At 63.9% G+C, this 13,639-nt stretch carries 10 protein-coding genes; all 10 read left to right on the top strand.

What is annotated here, in order from left to right; all coding sequences use genetic code 11:
• The first annotated feature begins 125 nt into the window (after window positions 1-125).
• The 10 genes from LPA36_RS15875 to LPA36_RS15920 all read left to right on the top strand — a co-directional run bounded on the left by LPA36_RS15875 (window position 126) and on the right by LPA36_RS15920 (window position 13,611).
• Window positions 126-1,583 (top strand): hypothetical protein, encoded by a 1,458-nt coding sequence (locus LPA36_RS15875; RefSeq protein ID WP_228878317.1) that lies wholly within the window; start codon window positions 126-128, stop codon window positions 1,581-1,583.
• Window positions 1,580-2,758, top strand: coding sequence for a glycosyltransferase family 4 protein (locus LPA36_RS15880; protein ID WP_228878320.1), 1,179 nt, complete (start codon window positions 1,580-1,582; stop codon window positions 2,756-2,758). The genes LPA36_RS15875 and LPA36_RS15880 overlap by 4 nt, the downstream gene beginning before the upstream one ends.
• Window positions 2,755-3,909, top strand: a complete 1,155-nt coding sequence (locus LPA36_RS15885) for a glycosyltransferase family 4 protein (protein WP_228878323.1) — start codon at window positions 2,755-2,757, stop codon at window positions 3,907-3,909. The genes LPA36_RS15880 and LPA36_RS15885 overlap by 4 nt, the downstream gene beginning before the upstream one ends.
• Before the next feature lie 170 nt (window positions 3,910-4,079).
• Window positions 4,080-5,585, top strand: coding sequence for a flippase (locus LPA36_RS15890; RefSeq protein WP_228878325.1), 1,506 nt, complete (start codon window positions 4,080-4,082; stop codon window positions 5,583-5,585).
• Between the two features lie 202 nt (window positions 5,586-5,787).
• The gene (locus LPA36_RS15895) at window positions 5,788-7,740 is read left to right on the top strand and encodes an alpha/beta fold hydrolase (protein ID WP_228878327.1); all 1,953 of its coding nucleotides are present in this window, start codon (window positions 5,788-5,790) and stop codon (window positions 7,738-7,740) included.
• Window positions 7,737-8,561, top strand: a complete 825-nt coding sequence (locus tag LPA36_RS15900; RefSeq protein ID WP_228878329.1) for a class I SAM-dependent methyltransferase — start codon at window positions 7,737-7,739, stop codon at window positions 8,559-8,561. Before LPA36_RS15895 ends, LPA36_RS15900 begins: the two co-directional genes overlap by 4 nt.
• A 69-nt stretch (window positions 8,562-8,630) precedes the next feature.
• On the top strand, window positions 8,631-10,208 hold the full coding sequence (locus LPA36_RS15905) for a hypothetical protein (protein ID WP_228878332.1): 1,578 nt from the start codon (window positions 8,631-8,633) through the stop codon (window positions 10,206-10,208).
• Between the two features lie 162 nt (window positions 10,209-10,370).
• On the top strand, window positions 10,371-11,996 hold the full coding sequence (locus LPA36_RS15910) for a mannose-1-phosphate guanylyltransferase/mannose-6-phosphate isomerase (protein ID WP_228878334.1): 1,626 nt from the start codon (window positions 10,371-10,373) through the stop codon (window positions 11,994-11,996).
• Window positions 11,968-12,516: a flavin reductase family protein gene (locus LPA36_RS15915; RefSeq protein ID WP_228878336.1), complete on the top strand. Its 549-nt coding sequence runs from the start codon at window positions 11,968-11,970 to the stop codon at window positions 12,514-12,516. Before LPA36_RS15910 ends, LPA36_RS15915 begins: the two co-directional genes overlap by 29 nt.
• A gap of 375 nt (window positions 12,517-12,891) precedes the next feature.
• Window positions 12,892-13,611 (top strand): FadR/GntR family transcriptional regulator, encoded by a 720-nt coding sequence (locus tag LPA36_RS15920; protein ID WP_228878339.1) that lies wholly within the window; start codon window positions 12,892-12,894, stop codon window positions 13,609-13,611.
• The last annotated feature ends 28 nt before the right edge of the window (window positions 13,612-13,639 follow it).

The following is a 13,639-nucleotide window of genomic DNA, read 5'->3' on the forward strand; positions in this document are numbered from 1 at the left end:
CTGGAATGGACCCGGCGGCCCCGGCACAATCGACATATCCGCATGTACACCATCACCTGGGGATGCGGCCGGCTGCCAGGGCAAAAAGGAAAAACCATATCGGCCCGGTTTCGGTGCCTGCCGGCATGTTCATCATGATGTTCGTGATGTGCTTCATGCACATGGGACGGATGGTCGAACTGTTCTATCCGGCCGCCGCCGTGCTGATCGCGCTGTGGCTGTATCGCGTTCACCCGGCGCACTATCTCGGGTTTACGTGCTGGGTATTTTTTCTGTCGGCGGAACTCCGGCGGATTGGCGACTTTTTCGCGGGCGGGTTCAATCCGGTGAGCACGATCATGGTGGCGCCGCTGGCGTGTGCCGCGATATCGGGTTTCGCGCTCATCACGGACATGAAAATTCTCGGGCAGCGGCGCGCGATGCCGCTTGCGCTTGTCCTGTCGGCGCTGCTCTATACGTGGATTATCGGCGTGACACGCGCGGGTTTTTCCGCCGCCACGTTCGCGCTCGCCACGGCGATATTCCCCGCACTGGTCGGCTTTCGCTTTGTTGCCACGTGGAAGGAATATCCGAACTATCAGCGCGTGCTGCTCAACACGTTTATTTTCGGCAGTATTGTGATGGGCTCATATGGCATCTACCAGTTCGTCTCGCCGCCGCCCTGGGATGTGTTCTGGCTGCTTGCATCGGGCATGACGTCCGAAGGACAGCCCGTGCCATTTGGATTGCGGATCGCAAGTACGATGAATTCGTCCGGTCCGTTCGCCAATACGGCACTCGTCTGTATCCTGATGGTGCTGGCGGGCAAGGGCAGGCTGCGCATTGCCGCCGCAATCGCATTGCCTGCGCTGATGTTTACCGCGGTGCGCAGCGCGTGGGGCGGCCTTCTTCTCGGGCTGATCTATCCGATAACGATGCTCGACGGACGCAGTCGCATCCGCCTGATCGCGGGTATCGTGGCCTGCGTTGCGATATGCCTGCCGCTCACCATGATCGACGAGGTGTCGAAGCATTTCACGTCACGGCTCGAGACGGTCCAGAACCTGGGCGAAGACGATAGCTTCCAGGTGCGGGTCGGGATGTATTCCAGCTTCATGAGTCGTGCGCTGACTGACATCTCGGGTCAGGGGTTCGGCACGACAGGCGTCGCAAGCAAGCTGGCGGACACGTCGGACGTGATTGCCGTGTTCGATAGCGGCGTCATGGAAGTGCCCTATACGATGGGCTGGCCCGGCGCGCTGCTCTACGTTTCGGGAATCGCGATGTTGATCTCGCGCGCATTTGCAGCAAGCCGCGCGCGGCCGCACGACCGCCTGGGTGTCTCCGGTGTCGGCGTCGCTGTCGCGATCGTTGCCATGATGATTTTCTCCAATACGCTGGCTGGAATGACCGGCATGTTCTTCTTTATCGGCGTACTCATGCCCGTGAATGGTCTGCGCTATGCCCGCGAAATGGAAGCTGCCGCGCGTCGCGAGAAGGCGAAGCGTCAGGCCGCCGCGCCACCGGCCGCGTCGCCGGCGGTACCTCAATACGGACCGCGTACGGTTCGGTCTGCTTCCATCCATTCCGGAGTCGCATCATGAAAATTCTGCTTGTGACTCACCGCGTGAGTACCAACGACGGCCAGGGGCGGGTGAACTACGAAATCGTGCGTGCACTCCTTGCTGCAGGTCATTCGGTAACAGTCCTCGGTTCGAGGATCGAGCCAGCATTGCTGGAAAACCCGCTCCTGCGCTTCGTGCAGATTCGCGAGAGCTATCTGCCGACCCGGCTTGTGAAGTACCAGATTTTTGCGCTGCGAAGTGGCGCATGGATCGCGGCACATCGCAGGGAGTTCGATCTGATTCACGTGAACGGTTTCATCACCTGGGCGCGTGCGGATGTGAACAGCGTCCATTTCGTTCACGACGGGTGGTATCGGTGCGGCTTCTATCCGATCCGTCTTCGGCAAGGCGCGTCCGCGGCCTATCAGCTCGCTTTCACACGACTCAATATGTGGTGCGAGAAGCGCGCATTCCGTGCCGCACGCACCGTGGTGCCGGTTTCGCAAAAAGTGGCCACCGAGGTGCGGGCCACCGGCATTGACGCGCGAAATCTGCACATGATTCACAACGGCGTCGACGTCGAAGAATTTGCACCGGGCCCGACGCATCGGGAGCGCTTCGGTCTGCCATCAGCGCCATTCCTGCTGCTGTTCGCAGGTGACCTGCGTGTTGCGCGAAAGAACCTCGATGCGGTGCTGCGAGCCCTGGTGTCCACGCCCGCGCACGTGCATCTGGTGGTAGCCGGCGGGGTGGGCAACTGTCCCTATCCCGCGCTTGCATCCACGCTGGGTATCGCCGGGCGGGTGCATTTCATCGATTTCGTGCAGGACATGCCCGCCTTGATGCGTTCCGTGGATGCATTCGTGTTTCCTTCGCGCTACGAGGCAATGAGTCTCGTCATGCTCGAAGCGCTCGCGAGCGCACTGCCGGTTGTGACGGTTGCAACGGCAGGTGGCGCCGAAGTGATCGACAGCGCGTGCGGCGTCGTGCTCGACAGCCCGGAGGATATTGCCGGTCTGGCAGCCGCGATCAGCTGGCTTGCAGCAGACCCGGAACGCGCGCGGACGATGGGAATGGCCGCACGTCGACTGGCGACATCCTTGAGCTGGGAGCAGATGGCCATGCGATACCTGTCGCTGTACGACGACCTGATCGAGGCGCGGGCGCCGGGCGCCAGCGGGACCACGCGCGATACGGTGTCCGCGGCATCATGAGCGAGTCGATCAATTCGCTGCAGATCGGCATGCACTGGTTCGGCGAGCGGCCGGGTGGGCTCGATCGCGTGTTCAAGGCGCTGATCGAATCGCTACCCGCGCAGGGCGTCAACGTACGTGGCATGGTCGCAGGCAGTACACGTGTGTTCGACGAATCAGGCGGTCAGGTGCATGCATTTGCCGATGCCGAAGACCCGTTGTCCACACGTATGTGGCAGGCGCGCCGTCATTCGCGGCAGCTCAAGCGGGCGCTGCGGCCCGATGTGGTGGCGTCGCATTTCGCGCTCTACACGGTGCCGACCGTGGGCGTATTCGCGCGGATTCCGCGCGTCGTGCATTTTCACGGGCCGTGGGCAGACGAATCGAGAGTGGAAGGCCGCAGCAGTGTGTCGCGCATCGCCCGACACGCCCTCGAAAAGTCGGTCTACCGCAATGCGAGCCGGCATATCGTGCTCTCGCGCGCGTTCGGCGACCTGCTGCGCAACCGGTATGGCGTGCCCGAAGAGCGTATTCGCATCGTGCCCGGCTGTGTCGACGTCGAGCGTTTCAACGTCACGCAGACGAGAACCGAGGTTCGCGAGGTCCTGGGTCTGCCGACGGATCGTCCGCTCATCTTCTGTATCCGCAGACTCGTATCGAGGATGGGGCTCGAAGAGCTTGTCGACGCCATGTTCATCGTGCGGCAGACCGTGCCCGACGCGCTGCTGGTCATCGCGGGCACCGGCCCGCTCGAAGCCGCATTGCGCACGACGATTGCAGCGCGCAGGCTCGAGAACCATGTACGGCTCGCGGGCTTCGTCGCGGACGAAACCCTCCCGTTCTGGTATCGCAGCGCAGATGTGACTGTCGTCCCGACCCTCTCCCTTGAAGGCTTTGGTCTGACGACAATCGAATCGCTCGCCTCCGGCACACCCGTGCTGGTGACGCCCGTGGGCGGCCTGCCGGAGGCCGTGGCGCCGCTTTCGCCGGAACTGGTGCTGCCGTCTGTCGGCTACCAGGCGATTGCCGCCGGAATCTCCGACGCACTGCGCGGCAAGCGCGTGCTGCCGGACGAGGCCGCATGCCGCGAATACGCGCGCGCACGCTTCGACAATGCCGTGGTGGCGGCTCAGGTCGCCCGTGTCTACCGCGAGGCTGTAGGCGAACGGTAAGCCGGCGTGGGGCCCGAACTTGTGTGTGCCCCCGCACCGATAGCGCGCCCGAACGCTGGTCCAATACGTCAAACGAGGCATTCCGGCTTGCGCAGGTCCGGTCCGCACGGCAGCAAGCCGCGGTCTGACGATCGCCGCATGAACGGTGATGCCGTCAACCTGGGGGCAAGATGGACAGTCGGATCCTGCGCAACGTCGGCCTGAATCTGCTCGGAACCGCAGTTCCGATCGCGATTTCACTCGTGACCGTGCCGGGATATCTGATCACGCTTGGCGCGGAGCGCTATGGCGTGATGAACCTTGTCTGGACGCTGATCGGCTACTTTGGCGTGCTCGACATGGGCATCAGCCTCGCTACGGAGAACCGCATATCGATTGCCCGCGCGGCAAAAGACCAGTCGCACGAAAGTGTCGAGCAGGTGTTCTTCAGCGCGCTCTTCGTCAACTTCATGACCGGCACGGCCGGCGCATTGCTGCTCTGGGGCATTTCACTCACGTGGCTGAAGATGTTTGGCCACCTGTCGCCCGCGTTCAGTCATGAGGTGTACACGAGCCTGCCGTGGCTGGCCCTCGCCATTCCGCTTGCCAACATTACCTGGGTGATGGCCGGCTCGCTCACGGGCGCCGAACGCTTCGCAGTCTTCAATCTTAACCAGGTGTTTGGCATGGCGACGTTTCAGTGTCTGCCGCTCGCCGCCGCGCACTGGATCTCGCCGACTTTACCCGTCGTGATCGCGACCGCCGTTGCCACGCGCTTTGTCGGCGCGATCATCTTTGGCGTGTCGACGTGGCGCGTGCTGGGCCTGACGCGCTGGCGCCGGCCGCGCTGGCCGATCATCAAGGAACTGTTCCAGTATGGCAGCTGGATTGTGATCGGCGGCAGTGCGGAAATGTTCGCTGCGAGCATTGATCGCGTGATCATCGGCACGATGCTCGGCGCGCGCGCGGTCGCGTATTACTCGACGCCGCAGAATCTGGTGGGTCGCCTGTCGGTGCTGCCGACCGCCGTGATGCGTACGTTGTTTCCACGTCTGTCCGCTTCGTCGCACGTCGACGCCCATGAGCTCGCGCGGCAGGGCATCGCGCTCGTCGTCGGCATTCTCACGCCGTGCACGATCATCGCCATCTGCGCGCTTCAACCGTTCCTGACGTGGTGGGTCGGCAGCGAGATGGCCAGCGCGGGCACCGCGGCGGGTCACATCATCGCACTGTCGGTATGGGTCGGCAGTTCGGCGAGCGTCGTACGCGTGCTGTTGCAGGCGCGTGCCGACCCGGGCCGCGCCGCGCGGATCAGTCTCGTGCAGTTGCCGGTGCTCACCGTGCTGCTGTGGCTCGGCATCTCGACGTTCGGACTCGTGGGCGCCGCGTTTGCTGTGCTGCTGAAGACGGTGATCGATGGTGCAGTGCTGATCATCCTTTCGCGGCTTGGCGGCCGCGCGCTGCTGGGCGTGCTCTTCCCGCACGCGCTTTGCCTGTGCCTCGCGATCGCGATTGCGAGCGTGGTCGACAGCCGTTTGATGCTGGCGGGCACGGCGTTCGCCCTCGTAGCGGTGAATCTCGCGCTGTCGCTGGCGCTTTCGGCGGAACTGCGCGACTTCGTGCGCAAGCTGTCGGAACGCGCCCGTTTCGGGCGCCGCATCGCGCCGCAGAACAAGCCGCTCGACGCTGAAACCTGACGCGATGCAGCACCCGGCGCTCATGACTGTGGGCATGCGCACGGAAGCTTTGCGACGCGCCTGCTGTAATGCACCGGACAGCGTGGAATGCGCGTGATCTGCGTGATGCATCTGATGCGCGGGCGCAACAGCAGGCAACTTGCATGGGACAGGCGTCTGGCGCTAAAGCGTCAACGCGGGTCAACAGGGGAATGAACGGGCGATGGAACGGCTGGACGAATCGAATCAACCGATGGAGCCGATCGTATTTGGCGATTGTTTCGGCTGGCTGCATGGCGCAAACGGCACGCATGCCGGGCGCGGCGTCGTGCTGTGCAGCCCGTTCGGTTACGACATCCTGTGCACGCATCGCGGCTGGCGCAAGCTGGCAGAGGGCATCGCCGCACGCGGCATGCCGACGTTGCGCTTCGACTATCCGGGCTCCGGCGACTCGGCCGGCGTCGAGGAAGATCCGGACCGCGTCAACGCGTGGCTCGACAGCATCGACGCCGCGATCGAAACACTGCGCGTGCGCACCGGTGTCACTGAAGTCGCACTGTGCGGCTTCCGGCTCGGCGCGCTGCTGGCCGCGCGCGCCGCTGAACGGCGCGGTGGCGTCGACGCGCTCGCGCTGCTTGCGCCCGTGATTTCCGGGCGCCAGTACGTGCGCGAACTGCGTGCCCACCGGCAGAGCTGGGCGACGACGCCGGCGGGATTCAGCGCCGATCCATTGCCTGATACGAATACGTATGTCGAGGCGTTTGGCTTCGGCGTTCACGGCGACGACGTCGCGCAACTGTCGGCGCTCGATCTGACGAAGGTCGAATCCAGCGTGGCGAAGCGTGTGCTGCTGCTCGATTCGCGCGGCGGCAAACAGATTGGCAATCTGGCGAGCCGCTACGAAGCGCTCGGCAGCGAAGTGGAAACAGGTCCATTCGACGAATGCGACCGATTCCAGCTGGAGGCGCTCTACAGCGAAGTGCCGGAGGACGTGTTCAGGCGTGCGACTGAATGGCTCGCGCGCGACATGCCGCTGCATACCTGTGAACCGGGAGCCGGGGAACGGATGTGCGGCGAACTGAAACTGCCCGCACAAGCCCTTTGCGAAACACCCGTTTCATTCGAGGTGCCTTACCAGAGCGGCCAGTATTTCGGCATACATTCTGTGCCGGACCGCATTGATCCTGAACTGCCCGCCGTACTCTTCTGCAACACGGGCGCGAGTCACCACATCGGCGACGGACGCATGTTCGTTCTGTTTGCGCGTCGGCTTGCGGAGCGTGGCGTTGCATCGCTACGGATGGATCTCGCCGGGCTCGGTGACAGTTCGCCGCTTTCGCCGACGGTCACACTCGATACTATCTACGCCGACGAATCCGGCATCGACGTCGCAGCAGGCGCGCAGTGGCTCGTTTCGCAGGGTTACCGGCGCGTGGTGGTGGTCGGCGTGTGCGGCGGCGCGTTCAACGGCCTGCATGGCGCGCGCAGGCATCCGGCGATTGTCGGGTGCGTGAGCGTGAACCTGCAGAAGTTCATCTGGGACGGCGAGGATCGCGCGCCCGGCACACCGGTGTTTGCGCAGAGCCGTCTCTACTGGCGCTCGGCATTCAGCCTGAAGAAATGGCTCGAAGCGTTGCACGGCAAGGCGAACCCGATGCGCGCGGCGCGCGCCGTATCGCAGCGTGCATGGCGGCTCGTGCGCGCGCGGACTGGCGATGTGGTGGCACGGGTCGGTGGCGAGGACAGGGATCCGATCCGTACGCTCGCGCGCGATCTGGCCAGCAAGGGCGTGCAGGTGCGTCTGCTGTATGGCGAGTTCGACGTCGGCCTCGAGGAACTGAAGATTCACTTCGGCACGCATGGCAGTGGTCTTGGGCGGTATCCGTCGATCCGCGTCGTCCTGCTGCCGAAACTCGATCACGCGCTGTTTACGGGCGCGGCCCGGGAAGCCGTGATGCGCGACACCGAATCATGGCTTATGCAGTCGATGCGCGAGCCTGCGGTTCCGAAGTCCGACGCGAAGGAAGCGTCGCAAACAAGGCAGGGCGCGGACCGGCGGCACGCCGGACTCCCGCTCAACGCAGCAAATCCTGCCGTCGCGGTTACGGAAACAGACTCCGGCCGTCAGGGTGATACGGCGCTCCAAGGGGCGCATTTTCCAGGAGTCGGATCATGAATCTGGGCAAGGCACTCGATCACGTCAACCAGAGCGCGTGGAATTCTCGCGACGCCAAACGCGAATTCACGACGCATCCGGGCTGGAGCGATCCGGGCGAACGCGCGGCCATCGAATGGGTTGCTTCGCGCACACGCGGCGCGCCCATTCTCGATGTCGGCGTGGGCGCGGGACGGACGGTGCCGATGCTGACCGCGCTGTCGAATGACTACACGGCGGTCGATTACACGCAAAAGCTCGTTGATCTGTGCAAGGAACGCCATCCGGAGATCGACGCGCGCTGGATGGATGCGCGCGACATGTCGGCGCTGCCGTCCAGTCATTACGCGTTCGTGCAATTCAGCTGGAACGGCATCGATTGTGTCGATTACGACGATCGCATGCGCATTCTGCAGGAAATGAAGCGCGTGACGCGGCCTGGCGGCCTGATTCTTTTTTCATCGCACAATCGCGAAGGTCCGGGCTATCGCGAGCCGTTCAGCCGGATTTTCCCGGTGTTCACGTTCAATCCGCTGAAGCTCGGCGCGCGTACGCTACGTACGTTGCGCCGCATGCCGGCGGCGAGCTATAACTATCTGCGCCATGCGCGTCTCACGCGTGATTTCGATGGGTATTCGATTGCGACCGCAGCCGCGCACAACTTCGGCATCGTCATCGTGTACACGACCCTTGCGCACGAACGTCGCCAGATCGCGGACCTTGGTCTCGAACTCGAGGCCGTGTTCGGAAGCACCGATGCCGAGCGCATTCCGGACGACGCACCTTCGTCAGACGCATGGTGGCTGCATTTTGTCGCGAGAAAGCCGGAGCAGGTGGCGTGAGCCTGAGTCAGCGAGTGGCCGGAAGCAGTAAAAAGGCAGCACGTCCGTGCTGCCTTTTTTAATTGACGCATGAGGCGAAGCGGTACTGATTGCGCGTTATACGCCGATTCACGGCGCGACGATCGTCAGCAGGTTGCGCGGCAGTTATTTGCCGCCGCCCGCGCGGCCACGATCGAAACGCGCGACGTTCTCGTCTTCTGTGTGACGTATCGCACGGCGAAAGGACCCTGGCGCCGCTACGATGCCCTGCATGATGCGTCGCAGACGTTCACGCGATGCCGGACCGGCAATCTTGAGGGTATCCAGGGGATGAAGCGGACCTGTTCGTGGCTGACTTACCTGCTCGTAGGCGCGTCCATTTCGCTGGTCTGGGCCGTCACGATGCTGAATCCGGCCCATCTGAACTGGAGCCCATGGGCGTATTCGGAATGGCTGATCAGCTATGACGCGGGCTTCATCCGGCGCGGCATCGGCGGCTGGCTGATCCGTCTCATCGATGGCGATGGTGCCGATCTCGCCACCGTCAATCTTGTCGTATTCGCGAACTACGCGATGCTGAGCCTGCTGATGGTGTGGGTCTGGGCGCGCTCACGCGAACGCAGCCCGGCCGCACTCGCGCTCGCGTTTCTGGTGCCGGGCGGTCTCTTCCAGATGGCGATCGGCAACGCGTTCTTCTTTCGCAAGGAGATCGTTTTTCACGTCGTGCTCGGTATCGACTGCCTGCTTTACAGCATGATCGTCGGGTTGACCGTGATGCCGCGCCGGTTGCGCGCCGCGCGCTGGCTGGCCGCATTCTTTCTCGTACAGGCCGTGGCGTTGCCACTCCTGCACGAATCGTATGCATTCATTTCGTTTCCCGCGGCCTGGCTGATCGCGCGGCGCCTCGCCGCGATGTTCCCCGCGCAGGCCGCGTTTGCACGCGTGGTGAAGGTGTCGATCGCGCTGCAGGTCGTGATGTTCCTGATCTGCGCCGCATTCAAGGGCAACCCGGATATCGCGAGCCAGCTCTGGCACATGCTCGCGCCCGCGGACCGGTCGCTGATCTCGCCGCGGACGCCCACGGTGCCCGGCGGCGGCATCTCCGCGATTGGATGGAGCACGGTTTTCAATCTTTCTGGTGTCGCGTATCTGCTCATGGCCGGGCAGTTCTGGGTGTGGGCTTTCGCGGGCTTCGGCATCGCCTCGATTCTTGTGCTCGTAACGTTGTGGAACGGGCGCGGTTATGGCCTCGCTCACGAAGAGATGCTGCGCCGGCATCTGGCGCAACTCGGGTTTCTCTTTGTCGCCTCGCTGCCGATGTATCTGCTCGGTATCGACTGGGGACGCTGGCTTTCGTCGGTATCGATTTCGTATCTGCTGCTGTTTTTTGTCGATGGTCCGGCGGCGATCACGGTGCCGCAGTTGAAGCATCTCGTGCCGCGCAACGTGCGCGCGCGGATCGCAGATGCATTCGTTGCCACGCCGATCGATGTGATGCGCGGCATCGTTGCTTCGGCGGCCCGCCACCGAAGGGCGTTGTTCCTGCTTGCGCTGTTCTTCTGTCTGACGTTTCGCGCGCCTGAATGCTGCATTACGGTCGGTAGCCCCTTTTACCGGCTGAAGCCGATGGTCGAGCGGATCCTCAATCCGGTGGCGCAAGGCCAGTGACGAGGCGTACCGCACGGCAATGTGGCGCCACGTACAGAGACAAACGGGCCGGCCTGTTTCAATGGGCCAGCGATGCGGATCGCATGCGTCGCCGGCATTGACCTGCTTCTGCGGCGCGGACACGAACCGCGCGCCGCACGTCGTATCGACGGAGAGTGTCGAATGAACGATTTCGTACTACCGCGTGCGCTTCGCGACCGTGACGCCGGTTCGCGTTGCACGGTTCAGCCCGTGATTCTGGCGGGCGGCTCGGGCACACGGCTATGGCCGTTGTCGCGCGAACAGTATCCGAAGCAGATGATCGGCCTCATCGACGATGAATCCCTGCTGGAAGCCACACTGCGCCGTCTCGACGGTGCGTTCGTACCGGCCGCCGCCGATGCGGGCGGGAACGCCATGGACATGGTCCAGACCGCACCGATGATCGTCTGCGGCGAAGACCTGCGGCTTTTGACTGTCGATAAGCTCGAGCGCTGCGGCAAGGCCGCGCGGCTCGTGCTCGAACCGTTGCCGCGCAACACGGCGCCCGCGCTGACCATCGCGGCGCTCGCCGCGCAGGACGACGCGCCGGTGGGCAGCGATCCGGTTTTGATCGTGATGCCGGCCGACCATCTGATCGCCGATCGCGCGGCCTTCGCGCATGCGCTCGAAGAGGCCGTGCTTCATGCGGCGCGCGGCGCGATTGTCGCGCTCGGCGTGCCGCCGGAGCGTGCCGAAACCGGCTACGGCTATATCCGGACCGGCGCCGCGAGTGGACAGAACGGTGCACGGGCCATCGACCGCTTCGTCGAAAAGCCCGACGCGGAACTCGCCGCACACTACGTGGCTTCGGGCGAATACTGGTGGAACAGCGGCATTTTCGTGGTGCGCGCATCCGTCTGGCTCGATGCGATCGCGCAGTGCCGTCCGGCAATCGCGACGGCGTGCGCGGATGCGTTCGCGCACGCGTCGATCGAAAGCGACGGCGCATTGCGTCTCGATCGCACGGCCTTTGCGCGCTGTCCGTCGGATTCGATCGACTACGCGGTCATGGAACAGATCACAGGCGATGAGCGCCTCACTGGCGTCGTCGTGCCGTTCGTCGCAGGATGGTCGGACGTCGGCGCATGGGACGCCGTGTGGGACGTGTCGAAGAAAGATGCCGATGGCAACGTCGCGCGCGGCCGCGTGCTGTTCGAAGGCTCGCGCGACAGCTTCGCGCATTCGGATGGACGGCTCGTCGCGTGCGTCGGGGTGAGCGGCGTGGTGGTCGTCGAGACGGCCGATGCCGTGCTGGTTGCATCGAAGGATCGCGTGCAGGACGTGAAGGCGATCGTCGGCCGGCTCAAGGCGACGGCTGGCACCGAGGCGAAGGAACATCGCAAGGTGCAGCGGCCATGGGGCTGCTACGACTCGATCGATCACGGCGAGCGCTTTCAGGTGAAGCGCATCGTGGTGAAACCAGGCGGCAGGCTCTCGCTGCAGATGCATCATCATCGCGCGGAGCACTGGGTGGTCGTACGCGGCACAGCGCGCGTCACGCGTGGCGACGAACACTTCCTGCTGTCCGAGAACCAGTCGACCTATATCCCGCTTGGCGTCACGCACCGGCTGGAAAACCCGGGCAAGACGCCGCTCGAAATCATCGAAGTGCAGTCGGGCAGCTATCTCGGCGAAGACGACATCGTGCGTTTCGACGACCAGTATGGTCGCGTGGCGAAGTGCGCGACAGGCGAGGGATCTTTGCAGGGCACATCGGGCGGAACCACGGGGGCTGACGATGAATGCACGGGCACTTCCGGTCAGTGACACTGCGTGTCCCGACCGTGCGGCGAGCGATAGCGCCGCGCAATTCGACGAGCGCGATTTTCGACGCGCACTGGGCCGCTTTGCGACCGGTGTCGTCGTCATCTCGACGGGCAGCGGCGAACAGCTGCACGCGATGACCGCCAACGCGTTCATGTCGGGGTCGCTCAAGCCGCCGCTCATCGTCGTATCGATTGGACATCGCGCGCGCATGCACGAGCGCCTGATGCAGGGCGATCTGTTCGGTGTCAGCGTGCTGTCCGACGAACAGGAACCGCACAGCCGCCACTTCGCCGGCGAGCCGCAGACGTGGCTTGCACCGCGCTTCACCGAGGTCGACGGACTTGATGGCGTCGTGCTGCTCGACCGGGCGGTTGCGCGGTTCGGCGCGCGCATTGTCGACCGGCATCCCTGCGGCGATCACACGCTCTTTGTCGGCGAGGTCCTCGTGTTCTCACTCGACGAGCATGCGCCCCTCGTCTTCTTTGGCGGCCGCTACGCTTCGGTCGCACGCGATCATTGAGCGCCGCCGCGCGTTGGCCGCTTTCGGCGCGGCCGCACTGCGCGAGCGCTTTCCTGTGCCGGATTGCGGTGTGCCGCCGCGCGACGATGCGGTACGAACGACCGTACGCGTGCACCGGCCGCTTCCTCGCATTTCATGCAAGGCAATGCAATTTTTTCAGGGGGCGTCTGCCTGAGAGCCGCGCAGTGCGTGTCTTTGGCGGCCGTGCGTTACGTAGACGAAACAAATTGTCAGAGGGATAACCCTGTCAGGACGGATCCCAACTGGCGCATCTGTTGTGAACAAAGCAACGTACAGAAAAGCAATAAGCATAGATACGAGGGCGCAGGGTCAACGGGCAACACAGGCGACATACGCCGCATCGGGGAGAGTGTCATGGAACAGGCGAACAAGGACCGCTCGCTCGTGAGCAAGGTCATGGATGGGCTCGTCACGGGCATCGTCGAAGATAAATATGGCGCGGTGCTGCCGCCGCAGGATGTGCTGTCGAAGGATTTCGACGTAAGCCGTACGGTGATGCGCGAGGCGCTGTCGATGCTGCTCGCACGCCACATGCTCGACGTGCGGCCGAAGATCGGCACGCGCATCCGCCCCATGCGCGACTGGCGCATGATCGACGAGGAAGTCGTGAACTGGCGCTTTCGGGCGAAACCGGATCAGACGTTCCTGCGCGACGTGATCGAGTTCCGCATGCTGATCGAGCCGCGCGCATCCGCGCAGGCTGCGGCACGCGCGACGCCCGCCGAGGTCGCCAGCATTCGCGACGCGTACAACGCGTTCCGCGCGCTGCGCCCAGGCGACGCAGGTTACGTGGAAGCGGACGAACTCCTGCACACACGCATTCTGGTCGCAAGCGGCAACCAGTTTTTCCAGCAGATGGCGGCGATCATTCGCGGCGCGCTTTCGGCTGCGCGCGAAGTGGTCGACCAGAAGGAAGGTGTCTGGCAGACGACGGTCGACACGCACGCCCGCGTGGTGGACGCCATCGAACGTCACGACGCGAAGGAAGCGGAAGCCGCCTCGCGCGCGCTGATCGATTTCACGGCCGACGAGATCTGTCGCATGTTCGAGGCAGAACGGCCGATGTCGGGCTAAAACCTTATCGATGCGGTTCCAGTGAAGG

Origin of the sequence: Paraburkholderia saeva (genome assembly GCF_907164555.1) — a bacterium.
Lineage (GTDB): Bacteria > Pseudomonadota > Gammaproteobacteria > Burkholderiales > Burkholderiaceae > Paraburkholderia > Paraburkholderia saeva.

Bases quoted from the DNA above. Each gene is read 5' to 3' on its own strand.
- LPA36_RS15875 (WP_228878317.1), top strand. From the start codon at position 126: ATGTTCATCATGATGTTCGTGATGTGCTTCATGCACATGGGACGGATG.
- LPA36_RS15880 (WP_228878320.1), top strand. From the start codon at position 1,580: ATGAAAATTCTGCTTGTGACTCACCGCGTGAGTACCAACGACGGCCAG.
- LPA36_RS15885 (WP_228878323.1), top strand. From the start codon at position 2,755: ATGAGCGAGTCGATCAATTCGCTGCAGATCGGCATGCACTGGTTCGGC.
- LPA36_RS15890 (WP_228878325.1), top strand. From the start codon at position 4,080: ATGGACAGTCGGATCCTGCGCAACGTCGGCCTGAATCTGCTCGGAACC.
- LPA36_RS15895 (WP_228878327.1), top strand. From the start codon at position 5,788: ATGGAACGGCTGGACGAATCGAATCAACCGATGGAGCCGATCGTATTT.
- LPA36_RS15900 (WP_228878329.1), top strand. From the start codon at position 7,737: ATGAATCTGGGCAAGGCACTCGATCACGTCAACCAGAGCGCGTGGAAT.
- LPA36_RS15905 (WP_228878332.1), top strand. From the start codon at position 8,631: ATGAGGCGAAGCGGTACTGATTGCGCGTTATACGCCGATTCACGGCGC.
- LPA36_RS15910 (WP_228878334.1), top strand. From the start codon at position 10,371: ATGAACGATTTCGTACTACCGCGTGCGCTTCGCGACCGTGACGCCGGT.
- LPA36_RS15915 (WP_228878336.1), top strand. From the start codon at position 11,968: ATGAATGCACGGGCACTTCCGGTCAGTGACACTGCGTGTCCCGACCGT.
- LPA36_RS15920 (WP_228878339.1), top strand. From the start codon at position 12,892: ATGGAACAGGCGAACAAGGACCGCTCGCTCGTGAGCAAGGTCATGGAT.